Source organism: Reinekea sp., assembly GCF_982785585.1.
On record NZ_CEYAVF010000001.1, the window covers coordinates 69,443 to 90,571 of the forward strand.

27 protein-coding genes are annotated in these 21,129 nt (G+C 53.1%); 16 read left to right on the forward strand and 11 right to left on the reverse strand.

What is annotated here, in order from left to right; translation table 11 throughout:
• Positions 1-62: 62 nt before the first annotated feature.
• The 3 genes from AC4FIC_RS00340 to AC4FIC_RS00350 are packed head-to-tail and all read right to left on the reverse strand — an operon-like array spanning position 63 to position 1,420.
• Positions 63-563 (reverse strand): GNAT family N-acetyltransferase, encoded by a 501-nt coding sequence (locus AC4FIC_RS00340; RefSeq protein WP_273285080.1) that lies wholly within the window; start codon positions 561-563, stop codon positions 63-65.
• A gap of 38 nt (positions 564-601) precedes the next feature.
• On the reverse strand, positions 602-895 hold the full coding sequence (locus AC4FIC_RS00345; RefSeq protein WP_100255607.1) for an MGMT family protein: 294 nt from the start codon (positions 893-895) through the stop codon (positions 602-604).
• Between the two features lie 48 nt (positions 896-943).
• Positions 944-1,420, reverse strand: coding sequence for a peroxiredoxin (locus tag AC4FIC_RS00350; RefSeq protein WP_100255608.1), 477 nt, complete (start codon positions 1,418-1,420; stop codon positions 944-946).
• A 125-nt stretch (positions 1,421-1,545) separates the two neighbouring features.
• On the opposite strand from AC4FIC_RS00350, the gene AC4FIC_RS00355 reads away from it, so the two are divergent.
• On the forward strand, positions 1,546-1,986 hold the full coding sequence (locus AC4FIC_RS00355) for a GNAT family N-acetyltransferase (RefSeq protein WP_227003718.1): 441 nt from the start codon (positions 1,546-1,548) through the stop codon (positions 1,984-1,986).
• 30 nt (positions 1,987-2,016) lie between these two features.
• Here AC4FIC_RS00355 and AC4FIC_RS00360 read toward each other — a convergent pair whose 3' ends face one another.
• The 4 genes from AC4FIC_RS00360 to AC4FIC_RS00375 all read right to left on the reverse strand — a co-directional run bounded on the left by AC4FIC_RS00360 (position 2,017) and on the right by AC4FIC_RS00375 (position 5,875).
• Positions 2,017-3,483 carry a GGDEF domain-containing protein gene (locus AC4FIC_RS00360; protein WP_100255609.1) on the reverse strand — a complete coding sequence of 489 codons (1,467 nt, stop codon included), beginning with the start codon at positions 3,481-3,483 and terminating at the stop codon, positions 2,017-2,019.
• Between the two features lie 78 nt (positions 3,484-3,561).
• Positions 3,562-4,377 carry an endonuclease/exonuclease/phosphatase family protein gene (locus tag AC4FIC_RS00365; RefSeq protein ID WP_100255610.1) on the reverse strand — a complete coding sequence of 272 codons (816 nt, stop codon included), beginning with the start codon at positions 4,375-4,377 and terminating at the stop codon, positions 3,562-3,564.
• 92 nt (positions 4,378-4,469) lie between these two features.
• Positions 4,470-5,105: a thiol:disulfide interchange protein DsbA/DsbL gene (locus AC4FIC_RS00370; protein WP_273285074.1), complete on the reverse strand. Its 636-nt coding sequence runs from the start codon at positions 5,103-5,105 to the stop codon at positions 4,470-4,472.
• 137 nt (positions 5,106-5,242) lie between these two features.
• Positions 5,243-5,875, reverse strand: coding sequence for a c-type cytochrome (locus AC4FIC_RS00375; protein ID WP_100258644.1), 633 nt, complete (start codon positions 5,873-5,875; stop codon positions 5,243-5,245).
• Positions 5,876-6,075: 200 nt separating this feature from the next.
• Here AC4FIC_RS00375 and yihA point away from each other — a divergent pair, with 200 nt between their 5' ends.
• From yihA to AC4FIC_RS00415, 8 genes are all read left to right on the forward strand, one after another.
• Positions 6,076-6,726 (forward strand): ribosome biogenesis GTP-binding protein YihA/YsxC, encoded by a 651-nt coding sequence (gene yihA, locus AC4FIC_RS00380; RefSeq protein ID WP_100255612.1) that lies wholly within the window; start codon positions 6,076-6,078, stop codon positions 6,724-6,726.
• A 105-nt stretch (positions 6,727-6,831) separates the two neighbouring features.
• Positions 6,832-7,062: a YheV family putative zinc ribbon protein gene (locus AC4FIC_RS00385; RefSeq protein WP_100255613.1), complete on the forward strand. Its 231-nt coding sequence runs from the start codon at positions 6,832-6,834 to the stop codon at positions 7,060-7,062.
• A 15-nt stretch (positions 7,063-7,077) separates the two neighbouring features.
• Positions 7,078-7,599, forward strand: coding sequence for a 5-(carboxyamino)imidazole ribonucleotide mutase (purE, locus tag AC4FIC_RS00390; protein WP_264371425.1), 522 nt, complete (start codon positions 7,078-7,080; stop codon positions 7,597-7,599).
• On the forward strand, positions 7,596-8,684 hold the full coding sequence (locus AC4FIC_RS00395; RefSeq protein WP_100255615.1) for a 5-(carboxyamino)imidazole ribonucleotide synthase: 1,089 nt from the start codon (positions 7,596-7,598) through the stop codon (positions 8,682-8,684). The genes purE and AC4FIC_RS00395 overlap by 4 nt, the downstream gene beginning before the upstream one ends.
• A 319-nt stretch (positions 8,685-9,003) precedes the next feature.
• Positions 9,004-10,143 carry a cytochrome c oxidase subunit II gene (gene coxB, locus AC4FIC_RS00400; protein WP_100255616.1) on the forward strand — a complete coding sequence of 380 codons (1,140 nt, stop codon included), beginning with the start codon at positions 9,004-9,006 and terminating at the stop codon, positions 10,141-10,143.
• A 10-nt stretch (positions 10,144-10,153) separates the two neighbouring features.
• Positions 10,154-11,740, forward strand: coding sequence for a cytochrome c oxidase subunit I (ctaD, locus tag AC4FIC_RS00405; RefSeq protein WP_273285069.1), 1,587 nt, complete (start codon positions 10,154-10,156; stop codon positions 11,738-11,740).
• Positions 11,741-11,757: 17 nt separating this feature from the next.
• Positions 11,758-12,318 carry a cytochrome c oxidase assembly protein gene (locus AC4FIC_RS00410; protein ID WP_100255618.1) on the forward strand — a complete coding sequence of 187 codons (561 nt, stop codon included), beginning with the start codon at positions 11,758-11,760 and terminating at the stop codon, positions 12,316-12,318.
• A gap of 77 nt (positions 12,319-12,395) precedes the next feature.
• Positions 12,396-13,304 (forward strand): cytochrome c oxidase subunit 3, encoded by a 909-nt coding sequence (locus AC4FIC_RS00415; RefSeq protein WP_100255619.1) that lies wholly within the window; start codon positions 12,396-12,398, stop codon positions 13,302-13,304.
• A 45-nt stretch (positions 13,305-13,349) separates the two neighbouring features.
• Here AC4FIC_RS00415 and AC4FIC_RS00420 read toward each other — a convergent pair whose 3' ends face one another.
• A complete protein-coding gene (locus AC4FIC_RS00420; RefSeq protein WP_100255620.1) occupies positions 13,350-13,571 on the reverse strand; it encodes a DUF2909 family protein in 222 nt (73 codons plus the stop codon).
• Between the two features lie 82 nt (positions 13,572-13,653).
• Here AC4FIC_RS00420 and AC4FIC_RS00425 point away from each other — a divergent pair, with 82 nt between their 5' ends.
• The 7 genes from AC4FIC_RS00425 (at position 13,654) to dtd (ending at position 19,022) form a co-directional block, all read left to right on the forward strand.
• On the forward strand, positions 13,654-14,292 hold the full coding sequence (locus tag AC4FIC_RS00425) for an SURF1 family protein (RefSeq protein ID WP_158524242.1): 639 nt from the start codon (positions 13,654-13,656) through the stop codon (positions 14,290-14,292).
• A 12-nt stretch (positions 14,293-14,304) separates the two neighbouring features.
• On the forward strand, positions 14,305-14,895 hold the full coding sequence (locus tag AC4FIC_RS00430) for a redox-active disulfide-containing membrane protein (RefSeq protein ID WP_145980193.1): 591 nt from the start codon (positions 14,305-14,307) through the stop codon (positions 14,893-14,895).
• A 5-nt stretch (positions 14,896-14,900) separates the two neighbouring features.
• Entirely contained in the window at positions 14,901-15,917 is a 1,017-nt protein-coding gene (locus tag AC4FIC_RS00435; protein ID WP_100255623.1) for a COX15/CtaA family protein, read from the forward strand.
• On the forward strand, positions 15,910-16,833 hold the full coding sequence (gene cyoE / locus AC4FIC_RS00440) for a heme o synthase (protein WP_273285062.1): 924 nt from the start codon (positions 15,910-15,912) through the stop codon (positions 16,831-16,833). Before AC4FIC_RS00435 ends, cyoE begins: the two co-directional genes overlap by 8 nt.
• A gap of 6 nt (positions 16,834-16,839) precedes the next feature.
• Positions 16,840-17,499, forward strand: coding sequence for an SCO family protein (locus AC4FIC_RS00445; RefSeq protein WP_100255624.1), 660 nt, complete (start codon positions 16,840-16,842; stop codon positions 17,497-17,499).
• A 120-nt stretch (positions 17,500-17,619) separates the two neighbouring features.
• On the forward strand, positions 17,620-18,588 hold the full coding sequence (gene pip / locus AC4FIC_RS00450; RefSeq protein ID WP_100255625.1) for a prolyl aminopeptidase: 969 nt from the start codon (positions 17,620-17,622) through the stop codon (positions 18,586-18,588).
• Positions 18,585-19,022 (forward strand): D-aminoacyl-tRNA deacylase, encoded by a 438-nt coding sequence (gene dtd / locus AC4FIC_RS00455; RefSeq protein WP_100255626.1) that lies wholly within the window; start codon positions 18,585-18,587, stop codon positions 19,020-19,022. Before pip ends, dtd begins: the two co-directional genes overlap by 4 nt.
• 1 nt (position 19,023) lies before the next feature.
• Here the strand turns inward: dtd and AC4FIC_RS00460 are convergent, their stop codons facing one another.
• From AC4FIC_RS00460 to AC4FIC_RS00470, 3 genes are all read right to left on the reverse strand, one after another.
• Positions 19,024-19,368 (reverse strand): hypothetical protein, encoded by a 345-nt coding sequence (locus AC4FIC_RS00460; protein ID WP_145980194.1) that lies wholly within the window; start codon positions 19,366-19,368, stop codon positions 19,024-19,026.
• 18 nt (positions 19,369-19,386) lie between these two features.
• Positions 19,387-20,289 (reverse strand): DMT family transporter, encoded by a 903-nt coding sequence (locus AC4FIC_RS00465; RefSeq protein WP_100255628.1) that lies wholly within the window; start codon positions 20,287-20,289, stop codon positions 19,387-19,389.
• A gap of 75 nt (positions 20,290-20,364) precedes the next feature.
• Positions 20,365-21,039: a YiaD family glycine zipper/OmpA-like lipoprotein gene (locus tag AC4FIC_RS00470; protein ID WP_100255629.1), complete on the reverse strand. Its 675-nt coding sequence runs from the start codon at positions 21,037-21,039 to the stop codon at positions 20,365-20,367.
• Between the last annotated feature and the right edge of the window lie 90 nt (positions 21,040-21,129).

Here is a 21,129-nt window from a genome sequence, read left to right on the forward strand (position 1 = left end):
CCATAAAAAAACCCGCTTCGGCGGGTTTTTTTTATGAAAAAGGTTCCACGTGGAACCTTTTGTTAGCAGCGTTTTTCCATCCAAAAAACATCATGATAACGGCCGAATTTACGCCCCGCTTCGTTCAAGGTGCCAACCTCATAGAACCCGAACTTCTGATGTAGGCCTATCGATGCCTTATTTGGCAAGGTGATCACCGCGTGGGCCCGATGCACATCTTCGTCGGCCAGGGCGGTAAATAGCTCGGCATAAAGTAAGCTACCCAAACCCGAAACAGTGCGCTCTGGCGACCGATAGATGCTTACCTCGACCGAGGTGTCATAGGCTCGTTTCGGACGCAAGGGTCCGCTATTGGCAAAGCCAAGTAATTCACCGTCCGGCGTCTCGGCGACAAAACAACGATATCGACCGGTGTCTTTGAACTGATGAAACCAAGGCAGACGGGTAGTGACAGTGTAGGGTTCGGTATCGAAGGTTGTAGCGCTGGTCTCAATGAAGGGATTGAGGATGGCGACGATGGCGGGCAGATCTGTTAACTGGATGGGACGAATGATAATGGACAAGGGCCGTTTCTCTAACGCTACTAATTGGCTTAATAGTACTACGATAGCAGCGGAGGCCAATATAACTCTTTTGGAAATCGGCCGAGTCGATCGGGCAACAGACCCTCCGCCGCCAGCAAACGATATTGTCGAGCTGCCCCAGCATGATCACTGATACGACATTGACTGTTTAGGATGCGAAACCAGGGTAAGGTGGAACCCTCAGGCACTGCGCGTAACCAAGCCAGCACTTGCCGGACATGGACACCACATAGATCAGCCAATCGGCCATAGCTGGTAAAATGACCGGGGGGTACACTGGCCAGAGTTTGGTTAAATATTTCCACCGACATGGGTTCCCCTTGGTCATCGATGCCAGAAAACAGAGCGATGTGATTGAATTAAAGTTGCGCCATAACCGATTCGGCAGAACTCTGATCCAACCCCGTCGGATCAATACCGATCCAGGTGACGACACCATCAACCGCGATCAAAGCATAACGTTGAGATCGAACGCCCATTCCGGCGCCGGTTAAATCCTTAACGAGATCGACGGCTTCGGTAAAATCCGCGCTACCATCGCCTAACATACGCAGTGCCGTAGCATTCTGCTGGTGTCCCCATGCACCCATTACCCATGCATCGTTAACACTGACACAGATAATCTCATCGACACCGAGGGCTTTTATCTTATCGGCATTGACGACAAAACCGGGCACATGCGCGGCGCTGCAGGTTGGCGTGAATGCGCCAGGCAGGGCGAAGATCACAACTTTCTTGTCACTGAAGAGCGACTCGGTACTCAAGGCCACCGGGCCCTGATCGGACAGTTCGTAGAGGTTAACATTGGGTAGGGTATCGCCAATCTGTATCGCCATGAGGGGCTCCATAAAAGTTAGGTAAAAATTGACTAGGGTCGCTATGATGGCCCATTAACATTGGAATGCAAGCTTGGACCATGACCTTCAGCCTGAGATTAATTCAAGCACAGGACAATCAGCCTGTGGAACTTATCATTCGCGCCGTATTGGCTGAACACGGTGCCGATCGGCCCGGCTTTGCTTGGCAGGACCCGGAGCTGTCGGCGCTTTGTCAGGCTTATAGCGCCCCGGGTCATGCCTATTGGGTTGTCAGCCATGGCACACAGTTGCTCGGGGGCGTCGGTATTGCGCCGCTTAAGCCGGAGGTGGTGCAAACCTGTGAGTTACAAAAAATGTATTTGAGCCCTGCCGGCCGGGGTCATGGCTTAGGCCACTTGCTGTTGCAAACGGCCTTGGAATTTGCCCAGCAACATTACCGCTGGTGTTATTTGGAGACCCTAACCAATATGTCCGACGCAGCTTCGCTGTATCGTAAAGCCGGCTTTATGGCGTTACCGGCACCGATTATCAGCACCGAACACAGCGGCTGTGACCGTTGGTTTTTGAAGGAGTTAGGCCCGTAGAGTAATCTTGGTGAGGGACCCAAAAGCGCCTCAGTCGGCTTCTGCGATCACTCTGTTACGGCCATTCTGTTTACCTGCATAGAGCGCCCTATCCGCTCGTTCGATCCAGGCATCGGTAGCCTCGCCCGGACGCCATTGCGCCACGCCGGCGGAGATGGTTAGCGGTACCGGCTTGTTGTGAAAGTGAAAACGACAGTGGGCGACCCGATAACGAATCTTTTCCACGGCACTATGGGCATCGGGCAGCAACGTTTGGGGTAATAGCAAAATAAACTCTTCCCCGCCATAGCGGGCAATATAGTCGTGCTCACGGCAGATACGTTTCATCTCGAGGGCGATTACGCGCAATACCTTATCACCGACCAAATGACCGAACTCATCGTTAATACGTTTGAAAAAATCGATATCAATGATCGCGATACTGAGCGGATGGTGATAACGGGTTGCGCGCGACAGCTCCGCCTCGAGTTGATTATTGAAGCCTAATCGGTTGGGCAACTGAGTGAGCGTATCAAGGATCGATAAATCGCGTTCGCGTTTTAACTTGCTGTGCAGTTCTTGGTTGTCTTGTTCCAGCGCCCGGATTGCGCCAGCCATCTGAGCTGTGTTGGTCTGCAGCTGATCCAATCTCGACGTATAGCCATCCTGGTATTCAACCAAGCGATGGGTAATTTGGTCGAGTGATCCGAGCAGCTCATTCTTTAGCACCTCGACCCTCGGCGAATTATCAATCTGCGCCCTCACCTCTGTTACCTGTTGGTTCATACGGCGGTTAAACAATCCATTTATGGCCCTTAACTCACCGAGTATTCGTGAGTCGGCGGTGACTATTTGATTGATGCGGGCTAAGCGCGTATCGAGTTCAGTCAGATAATCGACAAAGGCGAGTTTCTCCTCCCTGAGTTGGACCTGTAATAGGTCAAGGGTCTTATGTGCAAGCCGGTCTAAAGCCTGCCAATCAACTACCCTATCGACTTCGCTCATTAGTGCGGCCGGAGCAACAGGATCAGGGCCTATAGCCACTAGAGATTGCAACAAGGCCTTAAAGCGACCCGCTAGACGGTGCCGCAAGACGTCGAGCTGCGCACCCGAGAGCTCATTAGCCGTTCGTGATTGACCGTCTGGGCCGATACTGGGAGCCGGCAGTGCCAGCTGTGCGGTGACAAAGTGCGCCAGTGGTTCGGCGAAGCTTAACAGGTCACTGAGCACTGGTTGTAAACGCTGCAAGGGTGCCAAAATTGCAGGCGAACTGTCGGCTAAAAGACTTTTAAAGGATCTAAGATAGAGTTGTATATTTTGCTCGGTACTCTGTTCGAGCAGGTCATAGACCGACTCGACCTCGGCCATTTCTGCTTGAAATTGCTCGAGTTGAAAATCCTTTTGCCGTAAAAGTCCACGTAACGTGTGCAGGCGCAGATCCAGCCGGCTATCCAAACCCTTTAGCATCAGCGTTAAACTGGTGGCAGCGCGGGCTAGCAGGAGATGCGTGTCAGACATGTAATCGATCCTTAAAGGGTTTACCTGGATTGAGTATAGTCTTACACCAAAAGATTGTTTTGCGGTCGCACAGATAGCCTATTGCGGCAGTTCAATCTCAATGGCTACGGGAAGGTGATCGGATAGGGCAAAATCCAGGACCCCCATTTTGATGATCTTAATGTGCGCACTGACCAGTATCTGATCGTAACACTTGGTCGGCCGCCAACTCGGATAGGTCGCCCGGGCATGAGCCGCCTTTAGGCCGGCACTTTTCAACGGAGAGTCGTTCAAGATGCGCAAACTGTCGGTGTTCATATCCCCCATCACCACGGCACTTCGGTAGCGGCTAATCAGTCCACCTATATACTTGAGCTGCTCATCCTGATGACGCCGACCAAGCGCTAGATGCGCCACAACGATCAGCAGCGGGTTGCGGGTTCCGACCTCGAATGCGATAGCACCCCGTCCTTGTCGACCGGGCAAGGCATGGTCGTTGATATTGATGAGCTTAATATTGCCGATCACGGCGTTGCTATGTTGGCCAAATCGTCCGAGATTACGATTGAGTTGTTGGTGCCAATAGTCTTTGTGAGCGGCCTTGGCCAAGTAGTGAATTTGATTGACGTAACGGGTGCGGAAGCTGCCGCCGTCGATTTCTTGCAGCGCGATGATGTCATAGTGTCGAATTAATTCGGCAATTTGTTGAAGATTGTGCTCACGTCGAGCGGATGGCAAGAGGTGTTGCCACGCCTTGACCACGTAATCAGGATAACGCCGAGTCTGGATGCCGACCTGAATATTGTAGGACAGTAGCTTTAGAGTGGCGCAAGGCTGGGACGGATCCGGGTGCATAAACCGATGCCAGGATTCGAGTAGTACGGGGGTAACGGCCATTCCAGAGGGCAATGACATAAGCAGCTAATCTGAGTAAGGACTTCAGGGGATCAGTCTAGCACAGGATTGATTGCCGGCTGTGATGACCCAGCCGGCCGGTCGTGCCAATCCTATTGAACCAGAGCGTCCTGCTCAACCAACCATTTGGCCGCGTAGATAGACTGTTCATTGCCACCAACGGCGGCCGAATCGATTAGGTACTTGCCATTGGCCATAATGGCCGGCGTGCCAGAGATATTGCTGTTGCCGGTCAGATAGATCGAGGTATTGACCTTGGCGGTCACACCAAAGGAATAGGCATGGGCCAGATAGGCTTCTTCGCTCACATTAAAACGCCCAAAAAACGTCGCAAACTGGGCATCTGTACGCAGTGGACGACGCTCTTCATGGATTTCATTAAAGATTGCTTTGTGGGCCTCGGTGCCTAGCTTTAGGAGTTCTACGACGTAGTAAGCCCTTACTTCGGGGGCCTGTCGCTCATTAAACATGACTGGAACGCGGGTAAACCGGATCGACTCGGGTTTTTCCGCTAAAAAGCGCGCTACTGCCGGTTCAAAATTGTAGCAATGAATACAGCCATAGCTGAAAAACTCCATGATTTCACCGATTTCTGCACCGCGATAGGAGGTCTTAAGTGGCGTTGCCAAGGTCTGGTAGTGGGTGCCGTCGACAAAACGGGGTTCCGCTGCTTGCACGAAAACAGCAGTTAGCATCAACAACAGGATGGATACTGAACGCTTCAACATAATGAATTAATCCTTAAAATTGATAGGTTAGGGCATGGTGCCCGAACTGCGGGGTCAAAAAAAGCGGGGTAGGCCTTCGCGTCCCCGCTTTTCAGTATCTTTACTGCGCGCTTAACCGCAGCTGAAGATTGAGCCTGCTAGTGAAGACCCTGGATATAGCTGGCCACGGCGGCCATCTCGAAGTCTTTCATATTGAAAGCTATAGAGCGCATCATGCGCGCGTCGCCACCGTTCATACGGGCGTCATTCGAAGGCGCCTCGGCACTATAACCGGCTTGGAATTTCTTCAGCTGCGTTGCTGTGTAGTCCGCGTGTTGACCACCCAATGCGGGAATGCCACCGACTGAATTACCTTGGCCGTTTGGAGAATGGCAACCGGCGCAGGCAGGCACACCCGTGGCCGCATTACCGGCCTTGTAGAGTGCTTCACCGAGTTCAACGAGCTCAGGCTTTGCCTGACCAACTTGAATGGCCTGACTGGCGTAATAGGCCGCTATGTCGGCGAGTTGTTGATCATTCAGCGCTGCCAACATGCCAGTCATTGCGACAATAATGCGTCGATCGGCTTTTACATCCTGCAACTGCTTGTAAAGATAACGTTCACCTTGGCCAGCTAATTTTGGAAAGCTTGCCACCGCACTATTGCCATCCGCGCCATGGCAGCCGGCGCACATTGCAGTGAGTCCCTTGCCGTTTTCAGCATTACCAGCAGCGTGCGTAAATCCAACCAAACCGCCTAAAACGAAAAGGCCAACGATCAATTTCTTCATGTCGAATCCCATATTATTCATCAATTGAGGCCCCAAAAAACGAGACCCAGCATAAATTGGCAACAGTATATAGAGTCGATCGAGTGATGAGAAGGAATTGCTTGGCCAGAGGCGGTTATCGGCGATCGAGCAAAGGACAACATTTTTTTCCGCAACCAGCTACAATAGCGCCCTCTTATGACTCATTAATGAAAGTTTCTATGCAACCTATTAAATACGACTCCGCCGATTTTTTTATCAGCGCCCAAAAATATTCCCAATGCCCGGCCGATACCGGCTCCGAAGTCGCGTTTGCGGGTCGTTCGAATGCCGGAAAAAGCTCCGCGATGAATGCCCTCACGCGTAACTCCAAATTGGCGCGGACCTCGAAGACGCCAGGGCGTACGCAGCTATTGAACTTTTTTACCCTAAACGGCGGGGACTATCGACTGGTCGATCTACCCGGTTACGGTTTTGCCAAGGTCAATCGGACCATGAAGGCCGATTGGGAAGAAAATATTGGTGAATACCTCGCGGAACGCTGCAGCTTAAAGGGCGTGGTGCTGGTTATGGATATTCGCCATCCGATGACCGAATTCGACAATCGTATGGTGCAATGGGCGATCGAAGCGGAAATGCCGATGCGAATTTTGCTCACCAAGTCCGACAAACTCAAGAAAGGCCCGGCTAAAAATACTTTTTTAAAAATTCGTAGCGAATTGCAATCTCGTGCACCCTGGTTGAGCGTACAAACCTACAGCTCATTGAAAAAAGAAGGCATCGTTGAGCTAAACGAATGGCTTACCGGACAATTGGTCGAGCCTACCGAAGGGGAGACCGATAGCGCGGCGCTGGTAGCCCCGCTGGGCTAGCATTGGAAGTCGGCGAATTGCTTTCGCCGGCTCATTTCGAGCCATTTGGACAATGACGTCCGTGTCTGGGCTGGGTATACTAGCCGCTTTTATTGGCAACTTTTAATGAAGAAACGATTTATTGCCGGAGTGGTTTGCCCAAAATGTGGTGCCCTAGATACCATTATGGCGGTGAATGACACAGAGCAACAGGTGTTGATTCGCGACTGTATTGACTGCGGTTTTACCGATCGGTTGAGCACCGGGGTCAACGAACCCAAAGAAATGTCCACTCGGGTCACCGCCGACGAGCAATATGTTGACGCTGCGGTGCAAGTTATCAAAATCATTCAGTAAAGAAGGAAAGCTGCATTGAGTGCAACTCCCACCGCTACATCAGATCCGGTTCGAGTCGGGGTAATTATGGGCTCCCAGTCTGACTGGGCGACCATGATCCATACGTCAGAAACCCTAACCGAATTAGGCATTGGTCACGAATGCCGAGTGGTCTCGGCTCATCGTACGCCGGACCTGTTATTTGATTACGCCGACAGTGCTGAGCAGCGCGGCTTGGCCGTGATTATTGCCGGTGCCGGCGGCGCAGCCCACCTGCCGGGCATGTGTGCCGCCAAAACCCATCTTCCCGTACTCGGAGTGCCAGTGCAAAGCAGTATGCTGAGCGGTGTCGATTCCTTGCTCAGTATTGTCCAAATGCCCGCCGGAATACCGACTGGTACCTTGGCTATTGGCAAGGCTGGCGCGATCAATGCGGCGTTGTTAGCGGCCAGTATCCTGTCGTTAGCAGATGCCGGGCTGCGGCAACGGCTGAAAACCTTTCGCAGTGAGCAAACTGAGCGCGTCTTGGCGCAACCGATTCCGGGGGTTTTACTGTGAAGCTGGGTATTATTGGCGCCGGTCAATTAGGCCAGATGATGGCCCTTGCGGCCCGCCCGCTCGGCATTGATACGGCCTTTCTCGACCCGTCCGCGCAAGCCTGTGGTGGCCGCGTGGGGGAACTCTATTGTGCCGATTACGCCGATCCGACCGGTTTACAGCAATTGGCTGAGTTTGCCGATGTGATCAGTTTTGAATTTGAAAACGTGCCACCCGCCATTGTCGCAGAGCTCGCTCGCAGCCGACCGGTCTATCCACCGGCTGAGGCATTGGCCACGGCACGCGATAGATGGGCTGAAAAAACCCTGTTCCTGTCCCTAGGCATTGAGACGGCGCCCGTCGCCGAAGTCAATGATCAGGCCTCGCTGGTCGAGGCTGTGCGTCAGATCGGTCTGCCGGCGGTTCTGAAAACCCGCACCCTGGGCTACGACGGTAAAGGCCAAAAGGTGCTGCGCGACGCCCAAGATGCAGCCGATACCTTTGCCGAACTCGGTGGTGTGCCTCTTATTCTGGAAGGTTTTATTGATTTTGAATTCGAACTGTCCTGCATTGGTGTGCGCGATCAGAATGGCGCTTGCGTGTTTTATCCACTGATTCGCAATGAGCATCGCCAGGGTATCTTGCACCGAAGTCAGCCCATGCAGGACCCGCGCCTGCAGGCCTTGGCTGAACAGGCTGTCGAATCGGTGATGAGTGCACTAAACTATGTCGGTACCTTGGCGTTTGAGTTTTTTGTCCACAAGGGTCAGTTGATGGCCAACGAGATAGCGCCCCGAGTGCACAATTCCGGCCATTGGACTATCGAAGGCAGTCGTTGCAGTCAATTCGAAAACCACGTTCGAGCGGTCATGAATCTTCCCTTAGGCAGTACCGAAAGCGTTGGGCCTGTTGCGATGTATAATGTCATTGGCAAGCGCCCCGAGACGCAGGCGCTACTCGCGGTACCTGGATTGCATTGGCATGACTACGGCAAGTCCGAACGGCCCGGTCGGAAGATCGCCCATATCACAGTGACCGCTGCCAATGATGCACAACTGGCCGAGCGCTGTGCATCGGTGGAAGCGCTGCTTATTAACGATCTCTAACCAAATCAAAGGTTATGAGATGGTTTATAGGGTGCAAATGAGCCATTTTGGGGCGTTTTTTTGTCCGACGGTCATTAAGTGCGCTAAAAGTGAAAATAAATACAGTCCATTTTTACAACCTAACTCATTGTTTTAATTGAATAAATTTTAATATATCGCAACAATCTATGAAAGCAGTGTGTTATCAGGCTTGGGCTTTAAAAAAAACACTGTTTATACTGCCCGGGATTTAGTCTTAATAGTTTGCCCAGAGGTGCCCGATATAACGGTCGCGCGCCTTTGAAAGAGCTCCCAATATAAATAAGGTAAGAGGTAAGATATGCCAACTAAGCTGTTTCGTCGCGGCATGTTGCTGTTTGCTACGCTGCTGGCCACTTTGGCCCAAGCGGATCTTAAACTGAACATGACCCGAGGTGTCACCGACATCAGCAATGAAGTCTATGGTCTCCATATGTTGATATTCTGGGTGTGTGTCGTCATCGGCATCATCGTTTTCGGTGTGATGGGCTATTCCATTGTGATGCATCGCAAATCCAGAGGCGCGGTTGCCGACAACTTCCATGAAAGTGTCAAGGTGGAGTTGTTATGGACCATACTGCCGGCCATTGTCGTTATCGCCATCGGTTATCGTGCGTTTTTCACGCTCGAGAAGATGTACGATTTTGACGATTCGGACATGACCGTCGAGATCGTCGGTTATCAGTGGAAATGGCGTTATTCCTATCTTGGCGGTGATGCCGCGGAGCGAGTGACTTACTTCTCTAGCCTGGCCACACCGCGCGACCAGATAAATGGCCTAACCACCAAGGGCGAGAACTACCTGCTCGAGGTTGATGAGCCGTTGGTCTTGCCGATCGGCATGAAAATCCGATTCGTGATTTCGTCGGCCGACGTTATCCACAGCTGGTGGGTGCCGCAATTGGCTGTCAAGAAAGACGCCATACCCGGTATCGTCAATGAATCCTGGACCCATATTAATGAACCCGGCACCTACCGCGGCCAGTGTACTGAGCTCTGCGGTAAGGACCATGGCTTTATGCCCATCGTCGTCGAAGCGCTGCCGCAGGCTGAATTCGACACCTGGTTAGCCGCCAAGAAGGTTGAGACGCGCAAGTTGGCCGAGCTCACCCAGAAAGATTGGACCTATGATGAGTTGATGGAGCTGGGTGAAAGCGCCTATGTGAAAAACTGTGCCGCCTGCCACCAGGTTGATGGTAGCGGTATAGCCGGTGTGTTCCCAGCATTGAAAAACAGCGTCATCGCGCTTGGCCCAGTTGAAGACCATATCGATATAGTGGTTAACGGTTCGCGCAACAACGCGGCCATGGCGGCCTACGGCGCGCAATTAAGTGAGGTGGATATGGCTGCCATCATTACCTACGAGCGTAATGCCTGGGGCAATGACACGGGTGACGTTGTGACCCCTGTTGATATTCTCAATTATAATGCTGGCCAATAGGAGGTCTGTTATGACGACTACAACTGATCACCACGATCACGACCATGAGCATCATGGTCCGGCCAAGGGCTTGACCCGTTGGATCTATACTACGAACCATAAAGATATCGGTACGCTCTACCTGTGGTTCAGCTTCGCGATGTTCTTCCTTGGCGGACTCTTCGCCATGGTGATCCGTGCCGAATTGTTTCAGCCCGGTTTGCAGCTTATTCAGCCGGAATTTTTCAATCAGATGACCACCATGCACGGTTTAATCATGGTGTTCGGTGCGGTGATGCCGGCCTTTGTCGGCCTGGCAAACTGGATGATTCCGATGATGATCGGTGCGCCGGACATGGCCCTGCCGCGCATGAACAATCTGAGTTTCTGGATTTTGCCCTTTGCCTTCGCAATGCTTACCAGCACTCTGTTTATGACCGGTGGTGCACCTAACTTCGGCTGGACATTCTACGCGCCGCTGTCAACGACCTACGCACCGCCGAGTGTGACCTACTTCATTTTTGCCATTCACTTGATGGGTGCCAGTTCTATCATGGGTGCGATCAATGTGATCGCAACCATCCTGAACATGCGCGCACCGGGCATGACCTGGATGAAGTTGCCACTCTTTGTCTGGACCTGGTTGATTACCGCCTTCTTGCTGATTGCGGTTATGCCGGTGTTAGCTGGCGTCGTGACCATGATGTTGATGGATATTCACTTTGGCACGTCGTTCTTTAACGCCGCGGGCGGCGGTTCTCCGGTATTGTTCCAGCATCTGTTCTGGTTCTTCGGTCACCCCGAAGTGTACATCATGATTCTGCCGGCCTTTGGTATCGTGTCCGCTATTATCCCAACCTTTGCGCGTAAGAAGCTGTTTGGTTACAGCTCCATGGTTTATGCCACCTCGTCGATCGCTTTGTTGAGCTTCATCGTCTGGGCGCACCATATGTTCACCGTCGGCATTCCCTTTGCCGGTGAGTTGTTCTTTATGGCCGCTACCATGCTGATTGCCGTGCCGACTGGCGTGAAGGTGTTTAACTGGGTCACGACCATGTTCCGCGGCTCACTAACCTTCGAAACACCGATGCTGTTCTCCATAGCCTTCGTGGTGTTGTTCTCCATTGGTGGTTTTTCCGGTTTAATGCTCGCGGTTGCACCGGCTGATTTCCAATATCACGATACTTACTTCGTGGTGGCACACTTTCACTACGTCCTAGTGCCCGGCGCTATCTTTTCCATTATGGCGTCTGTTTACTACTGGCTGCCTAAGTGGAGCGGTCGGATGTATAACGAGACCTTAGGTAAGACTCATTTCTGGCTCAGTTTTGTCGGCGTTAACGTGACCTTCTTTCCGCAGCACTTTGTCGGTCTCGCGGGTATGCCTCGTCGAATCCCGGACTACTCGGTCCAGTTTGCCGACATCAATATGATTTCCAGCATGGGCGCGTTTCTATTTGGTGCCAGTCAGCTGTTGTTCTTGTTTGTCGTCATTCATACCATTGTCGCGGGCAAGAAAGCGCCAGCGAAACCGTGGGAAGGTGCCGAAGGTCTGGAATGGGAAGTCGCGTCACCAGCGCCCTACCATACGTTCACAACACCACCGAAAATTGATTAATAGCAAAGGGCCTAGACATGACTGAGCAGCAACAACCGCCACGTAGCCATATCAAGGTCGTAATGGTGTCTATTGGCACGGTGATCGGTATGTTGCTGTTTGTCTATTACGGCTTACGCCCGCTGTATTTCTTAATTTGTGAGTGGACCGGCATTACCGGCAGCAGTTTTGACCAAGCCGAAGCGCAACCCTTTGTCGTGCAGGAAGATCGGCCGATAAAGGTGCAGTTTTTGGCCCTAAACAATGCCGCCATGTCGTGGCAGTTTCACGCCGTGGACAGCGAAGTAATCGCTTATCCGGGTGAGGTCGTTCAGGTCAGCTACTATGCCCGCAACGCCAGTCAACGTGACATGGTTGGGCAAGCGGTACCGAGCCTGTCGCCCTTTGAAGCGACCGGTTATTTTAGCAAGACCGAGTGCTTCTGTTTCAACCAACAGCCGTTGGCAGCCGGTGAAGACGCCGAACTGGGCTTGGTGTTTCAGATTGATCCTGACCTACCCGATTGGGTGAAAACGATCAGTCTCACCTACACCCTGTTCGACGTCACCGGGGAGATGGAAGTCTCGTTACTAGACTAGTTAAGACTTTGAAGAGGCTGCCGGGCATCGTTTGCCAGGGCAGCGATTGACTACAACACTAAATACTGGAGACTGATATGTCTGCATCGAGCGACAACCATGCTCAAGAACACGAAAGCTATTACGTCCCGGCCGAGAGTCGCATTCCGATCTTAATGGCCTTATCAATGTTTTTGACCGTTTTTGGCGGCGGAACGCTGATTAACGCCGCGAGTCAGAAAGTCGATTCCAACGGTGAATGGATTATGTTTGCCGGTTTCTTAGGCTTGGCATTAGTGTTGTACACCTGGTTTTCCACGGTGATCCGTGAGAATCAAGCCGGCTTGAACGGTCACCAGCTGAAGAAGTCCTACGTCTGGGGCATGGGTTGGTTTATCTTTTCCGAGGTGATGTTTTTCCTAGCCTTCTTTGGTGGATTGTTTTACATCCGTCATTGGGTCGGTCCATGGCTCGGCGGCGAAGGCGATAAGGGTGTTACCAACTACCTCTATGAAGGCTTTAGCTACAGCTGGCCGATGCTGAGCAACCCGGATAATGTCCAGTTCCCAGGTGCTGAAGCCGTTATTGACCCATGGCATCTGCCATTGCTCAATACGGTTCTGTTGATCACGTCCAGCGTAACCCTAAGCTTTGCGCATCATGCCTTGCGTAAGCAGCAGCGTCGACCGTTGAATATTTGGTTGGGCCTGACGGTTTTGTTAGGGGTCGTGTTCCTTTATTTCCAAGTTACCGAGTATGCCGAAGCCTATAACGAACTGGGCCTGACATTGAAGAGCGGTATCTATGGATCGACCTTCTTTATGCTGACCGGCTTTCACGGCGCCCACGTCACCATCGGCACCTTTATGTTGATGGTTCAGTTGGGACGTTCATTGAAGGGCCACTTTACCCCGGAAGATCATTTCGGCTTTGAAGCCTCTGCCTGGTATTGGCACTTTGTCGATGTCGTTTGGGTCTGCCTGTTCATCTTCGTGTATATTGTTTAACGCCCTATGATCCGTCGTGTTGGGGTGCAATCCATTGGATTGCCCCTAGTATTGACCGCTCCATGGTGCACCGAAAGACAATTCACCGGTAACAAATCCAATCAGTATCACCAGTAGCATTGCTACTGCGATGCTTATTCGTAGGATCAGCCAATTAAAGGTGTTGGGTCGATCGGCATGACCTGCGTTGTTAAACAGCGATCCCAGGGCGCCGGATAAGGACACCAACATTGCAATCACTAATATAACTAGTATGACTTTAAACATGGACGCTCCTAAACATTCGAATCAGCCGGGAAGGTTTCAACCTGGCCTGTGGTTATGGGTTTTTACAGCTTGTCTATTACCCTTGTTTATTGTTCTGGGCGGTTGGCAGCTTACCAGAGCCGCTGATAAAGCGCAGCTGCTCGACCTGGGCGAAGCTGAAGTGCTGATCTTTGATCAAATCGATTGGCAGGCCATCCCGTTGTATCGAGATGTCTTGGTTACCGGCCAGTTCAGTCAACCGATGGTATTTTTGCTCGATAATCAGACCCTAGCAGGTCAGTTTGGTTATGAAATTTGGTCCGTTGTGAACACATCAGCGGGTCATCTAGCGGTGTCCTTGGGTTGGTTGGCCGGCGACTATGATCGAAGCCAATTACCTTTGATAAAGCTGCCAGTAGGTCTGAGTGCGGGTCGCGTGACTCTGCGCCCAGCACCGAAGAATGCCCTGTTCGATGTCGATAGTAATCTGGCTCAGCCTGGCGCGACCGATCGCTGGGTGGTGCAGGGTCTAACAACAGACTGGTTAGAGGCGCACCTTGGCGTCCCTGTGATAGGATTTGGGCAATTGATTGACAGCGCAGAGCAGGGCCTCGGGCCGAATATCTGGCAGCCATCGGTGATGACGCGGGCGAAACATTTAGCCTACGCCATCCAATGGTTTAGTATGGCCGTAGTATTGTTGTGCATGTTTCTATATGCCGGCTTTAAAAAAAATAATTGAGGGGTATATATTGTGAGTGAAGTATCGTCGTCAGGGGACGTGGAGGCTGTGCGTTATAGCCGGACCCAATTGCTGATTATTTTAATAACCCCCTTACTGGTCCTGGTGGCATCCACAGCGCTCTATTTCAGTGGCCTAATGTTACCGGATGAGACCTCGAATAAGGGCATATTGTTGACGCCGGTCCTATCGGTTACCGACCTGGGTTATCCAGAAGTCGTGATCGGTACCGAGCGGCATTGGACCCTGATTCAGCTCTCCCCTACCTGTGCGGACAGTTGTAGCGAACGCCTGTATGAGCAACGTCAGATGCACATCGCCTTAGGCAAGCTGGAGTCGCGTATAGAACGGGTGCTGTTGACCCAGACGCCACTGGCACAAGACGAAGTCGTCCAGTACCCGCGCCTGCAGGTCCGAACGCTGGCCACCGATGACCTATCGGCAGAGTTGCTCAGTCGTATTCCGGCCGCAGACTTAGCCGACGATATCGTCTTCGTCGCTGACCCCTTTGGCAATATTATGCTGTATTTCACCAATGCCCATGATTACCGTGCCCAAATAAGTGATCTCAAGAAACTCCTTAAATTATCGACCATCGGATAGAGCGAATGCGTAAGAGTCTAAGAAAACCAAGCTTCGGCTTGGCACTGGCTGCCACCTTGATGGCAATTTGTGTTGTGGTGCTGGGTTCCTTTACTCGGCTGTCGCATGCTGGTCTAGGTTGTCCCGATTGGCCCACCTGTTACGGTCATATCTGGGCGCCGCAGACGGCAATCGACATTGCCATTGCCAACGAAACCTACCCGGAAATACCGGTTAACTTAGCCAAGACGTGGCCCGAAATGGTGCACCGTTACCTAGCAACCGGCCTCGGATTGTTTATTGTGGCCTTGGTTATTATGGCCATACGGCATCGGCGCGAGCACAATCAACCACTCAAACTGCCGCTGCTGTTGCTCTGCCTAGTGTTACTGCAAGGTGCTTTCGGGGCTTGGACGGTGACGCTGAAGTTATGGCCCCAGGTAGTTACGGCCCATTTACTCGGGGGCTTTACCACCCTAACCCTGCTCGCTATCCTCACCTTGCGACTGAGCGGCAACCGGTTCAGTGCCTTTGCGCAGATTAAACAATTCCACAAGCCGCGCCAATTGGCCGCCTGGACACTGGCTGTGGTACTGATGCAGATCTTCCTGGGCGGTTGGACGTCGGCCAACTATGCCGCGCTGGCCTGCACCGACTTCCCCAAATGCCAGACCCAATGGTGGCCTGAGGCAGATTTTGAGACAGGTTTTGATTTTGCGCATCCGATAGGGCCGAATTATGAGGGTGGCAAGTTGGCGGTACCGGCGCGCACAGCGATTCACCTGAGTCACCGGATCGGCGCAATCGTTGCCTCTGTATTCGTCCTAGGGCTAGCCTGGGCGCTGATCGGGGTGCGTCAACGTGGTTGGGCCGCCCTACTGGTCGGGCTGTTGGCGGTGCAGGTTGCGTTGGGCATTAGCAACGTGGTGTTCAGCCTGCCCTTATCGGTGGCGGTGTTGCACAACTTGGGCGGCGCCCTGTTATTGGTGACCGTTGCCCTGATCAATGTTTTGTTAAATCGTAAGGATCCAATCTATGTCTGAGTCAACCTTGGCGGGGTCGATGATGACGACTAAAGCCTTCATCGCCGATCTGTATGAAATGACCAAACCCAAGGTGGTCTTTTTAATGCTGATCACCGCCTGGGTTGGTATGGCCCTAGCGCCTCTTGGTGCCGTGCCTTGGGTGGCGGTGATCATGGGCACGCTGGGTATCGCATTTCTTGCCGGTGCCGGTGCCGCAGTGAACCATATCCTCGATGAGCAAATCGACCAACGCATGGCCCGAACGCAGAAGCGGCCCATCGCCACGGGTCGGATTTCCCCGCGAACTGGTTTTAGCTTTGCGATCGTCCTGACCGTCTTAGGTATGGCCATTCTATTCGCCTATACCAATGCCCTGACCGCCTGGCTCACGCTCGCATCGATGGTTGGCTATGCCCTGATCTATACCGGTTATCTAAAGCGGGCAACCCCACAAAACATCGTTATTGGCGGTTTGGCCGGTGCCATGCCGCCCCTGCTCGGTTGGACAGCTGTGACCGGCCAAATTACCGGACTCCCACTACTGCTGGTGCTGATCATCTTTGTCTGGACGCCTCCGCACTTTTGGGCGCTGGCCATCCATCGCAGGGATGACTATGCCAAGGCTAACGTCCCGATGATGCCGGTCACCCATGGCATCGCCTATACCCGTATTCAGATCTGGCTTTACAGCTGGTTGTTGTTGGCGGTGTCCTTGTTGCCCGTCGCCTTGGGTGCCAGCGGCGGTATCTACGCGCTTGTCGCCTTGGCTTTGGGTGTGCGATTTTTGCAATGGAGCTACCGTCTGCTGTATGACAAGCAGATCGATGCCGCATGGAGCACCTTTAAGTTTTCGATCAGCTACCTGCTCTATCTGTTTCTAGCCTTGTTGGTCGACCGGTTCGCCTGGTCGCCGATAATCTCTTGGTATGGGTAAGCTCATATGAATAGTACGAACAAAACTAATCGATCCATTGCCTGGACCGTCGGTCTATCTCTGGTTGTGATCGCGCTAATGGTGTTAGCCATTGTGGTGAAAACGCTCGGCGATCGGCCGACACTGAAACAACAGCTTGAACTGGTCAATGGTGTGCACTTTGACACCCCAAGGCTGGTACCCGAGGTTGAGCTGACCCGCCATGACGGCGACCCCTTTACCACCGCGCAGTGGCAAGGTAAGTGGGATCTGATTACCTTTGGCTACAGCTATTGCCCAGACATTTGCCCGACCAATATGGCCGATATGAACGTCGCCCTGCAGCAATTAACGGCATTGGGGTTGGCCGATCGGGTTCGTTTCTGGTTGGTTACGGTCGACCCAGAGCGTGATTCAGTAGCGCAACTGTCACTTTATGTGCCCTATTACAACCCGGAATTTGTCGGCCTGACTGGAGCGGATGATCAGCTCGCGACACTGGCGAACCAGCTCGGTGCCGTTTACTTTCGGGAGGGCAGCGGTGAAGAAGACTATACCGTAGCGCACAGCGATAATTATGCGATTGTGGACCCAGACGGAAACCTAACAACCCTGCTGCGACCGCCTCATAAGCCCAGCCATATCACCGATGCGTTGGCCTTACTGATGAACAGCTCAGGCCGCTAAGGCGGTCTGAGCACTGTTCAGGGCCCACGCACGGGCCTGTGCGAAGTCAGTGCGCCATTTTAGTTTTTGCGTCACCCTAACCACTGTGCCAATATGAGGGGAGTTGATGGAGAAACCGAAATGAAAACGCTGTTTCCAGACATTCGACCCTATCGAACCGAGATGTTGCCGGTCAGCCATGGCCATCAGCTATATCTAGAATGTTCTGGCTCGCCCGAGGGCATACCGGTATTGGTACTGCACGGCGGTCCCGGTGTGGGCTGCTCCGACAAGATGCGCTGCTTCTTCGACCCCGAACGCTATCACATCATTATCTTTGACCAACGCGGCGCAGGCCGTTCGACACCCTATGCCGACACCGAGCACAACAGTAGCGCGCTAATATTGGCCGATATAGAGCAGATTCGGGCGCACCTTGGGATCAGTCGTTGGGTCTTATTCGGTGGCAGTTTCGGTGCGACCCTGGCCCTACTTTATGCTCAGCAGTGTCCCGAGCAGGTGCGCGGTATGATTTTGCGCGGGGTGTTCTTGGGCCGCGCAGAGGATTTGGATTGGCTTTATCGGGCCGGCGCCAGTCGGTTCTTTCCGGAGGCGTGGCAACGCTTTATCGCACCGGTTGGTAAGCGTATCGGGCCCGATCTGATCGAAGACTATTATCACTTATTACGCGGTGAGAACGAGCTGGCGGTGGTGTCGGCGGCCAAGGAATGGTCGCGCTGGGAATCAGTCAATGCCTCGTTTCGCCCGAGCGTCAGTGCCGAGACCTATTATATGGCCACCCATACGGCGATCGCGATGGCCCGGATCTCGACCCATTTCTTTCGCCAACAATGCTTTTTGCGGCCTAATCAGATCATAGCGGCAGCCAGCCAACTCGCTGGTATCCCGGGTTTTATCGTACATGGTCGTTACGATATGATTTGCCCACCGGAGCAAGCCTGGGCGCTGGCCCAGCATTGGCCCGATGGGGAGTTGAATCTGGTGCGTGAAGGTGGCCACTCGGCTTTCGATGTCGGCTTAACAGACGCCCTGATCGGTGCCACCCAAAAACTCGCTCTGCGTCTGGGTTCACCGGAGAGTGAAGCGTGAAGGCCCTTATTCAGCGGGTTCGTCATGCCCGGGTTGAGGTTGCGCAGCGCTGCATCGCGCAGATCTCTGAGGGTATGCTGGTTTTGGTGGGAATCGATGCCCATGACACCGAACAGAGCGTCGACCGTCTCAGCGATCGCCTCCTCCACTACCGACTCTTCGCCGATGCCCAAGGCCGAATGAATCTCGATATTGGCCAATCCGGGGGCAGCATCTTAGTGGTGTCCCAATTTACCCTGTCTGCGGATACGGGTAAGGGCCTTAGGCCCGGCTTTTCCAATGCGGCTGCGCCAGAAGAAGCCGAACGTTTGTTTAATCGGGTAGTAGAACGCATTCAACGGAAACACCCGGCAACGACCTGCGGGCAATTCGGTGCCGACATGCAGGTAAGCTTACAAAATGACGGTCCGGTGACCTTTATGTTAGAGAATTAGGTCAATTAAAAATAACAAATAAAAGCAACTTAACCACCAGCACTAATAGTAAGGATGCCACCAGCAGCCAGGCCCAAAAAATCAACGTATGCCACAGTCCAACAAACCAGCCAACCAGGCCCGCAGGCTTGGGCCGGTGATCCTGTATCTGTTTGAGCAGAGCATAGGTCGCCCAAAAGCCGGCGCTTAAGCTGATGCAGAGCAGCCACCATTGCGCATCTAACTGCGGATTAACGAGTGGTAGTAGGATCGAACCCGCAAACAATCCGGTGCCGATGTAACCAAAGGGCGCATGCCACTTGGCCAATGGTGTGAGGGCACTAAAGAGTCGTTGTTTGATCTGCACGGGTGCCTCCATAGCGCATTAGGCTGCGATAAATATCATTGCCGTACCCAAAAAGACCACTATCGCCGAAACAAAGGCTGCCGCCGAAGGTCTACGCCGAGTGGTGAGCCATAGTGCTGGCAGGACCATCACCGGTGTTGTCGCCGACAGGATGGCGACTGTTCCCAAGGGGGCAAGCTTCACCGCATAGAGCAGTAGGCTCATGCCGACTGCCATGCCGAGTAGGCCACTGAGAATCGTTTGCCCGACCATTGTTGAGCTCAATACTCGGTAAGGCAGAACCGTACCCGACATACCCCGGACCAACAAACTGAGGAGTAAAAACACCACCGCAACGGCCACACGAATTAGGGTAGCAAAGACTGGATCCTGACCGGCGCGCAAGGTATCAAATACAATAAGGGTACCCAAGGACTGACATAGGGCAGCGCCAAGCCCGGCCATCAGGCCCAGACCGACATGGCCCATCGACTGCTCCCACTGATGGCCGCCGGTCTTGGTGCGCGAGGCAATCGCGAAAAACACCCCGACCGTTGTCGCGCCCACACCGAGTAGATTGAGCCAATAGTAAGACTCGCCTAATAGCCACAAGCCGAGAGCGAAACTGATCGGTGCATTGCATGCGAATAACAGGCCGGCCAGGCGTGGGCCAAGAATTCGCATGGAGACAAACAACAGAGTATCGCCCAAAAATATGCCAATAAAGCCTGACGCCATTAGGGTCCAGAGCACGTCTGGCTCGGGCCAATGCCAGCGCTGACTGAGCAGCAGCCAGAGACTAAGCAGCAGCGCCACCGAGGTCATGCGCAGAGCGTTAAAGGGAATGGCCCCCAGAGTGCGCACAGGCGAGATGGCCAGCAAACTGCTAAGCGCCCAGCACAGGGCTGCAGCAAGCGCTGAGATATAACCAATAATTACCACGCTGTCACCTGAATGAAATAGTAAAAAGGCAGCCCAGGCTGCCTTGACGGAAGGATCTATTGAGTCGCTCGGTCGTCAGTCAGCGACGATGGCGTCGAGGGTGATTTCGACACGGCGATTTTCCGCACGACCGTTAGCGGTGCCGTTATCGGCGATCGGTTGGTTCTCACCATAGCCGACCGCTGCGACGCGTTCGAAGACTATGCCAGACTCTAAGATAATATTGGCGACAGCGCTAGCCCGCTGTTCGGATAAAAGCTGGTTATACTCGTTACTGCCGCTGCTGTCGGTGTGGCCACTGATGGTCACCAGGGTATCATCGTATTCGGATAGGACCCTGGCAACCGATGCCAGGGTCGGTTTAAAAGAGGCCTGTACGGCCGCACTGCTAACATCAAAGGTGATGTTGCCAGGCATAATGAGATCGATTTGGCCTGCTTCGGTGCGGCGTACCTGCACACCGGTGCCGACCAGTTCTTCGCGTAGTTGCTTCTCTTGATTGTCCATATAGAAACCGACACCGCCACCGGCAACGCCGCCTATGCCGGCGCCGATCAGGGCGCGTTTGGCTCGATCGGCCTTGGGCGCTGTGGCCGCTCCAATAACGGCACCGAGCAGACCGCCGGCAAGCGCGCCTTTTGAGGTGCCGCTAATTTGGTTTTCACCGGTAAAGGCGTCCATGGTCGTGCAGCCTGAAATCAGCGCGCCCGACAGGGCTAGTGGCAGGGACAGTTTAAGCCAATGATTCATGGTAAAGCTCCTTAAAGAAATGACACAAATGGTTCAGCGTTGTTAAAGCCTAGCCGATTTTTGGCGTTTGGGCACCTCGAATAAGGCCGA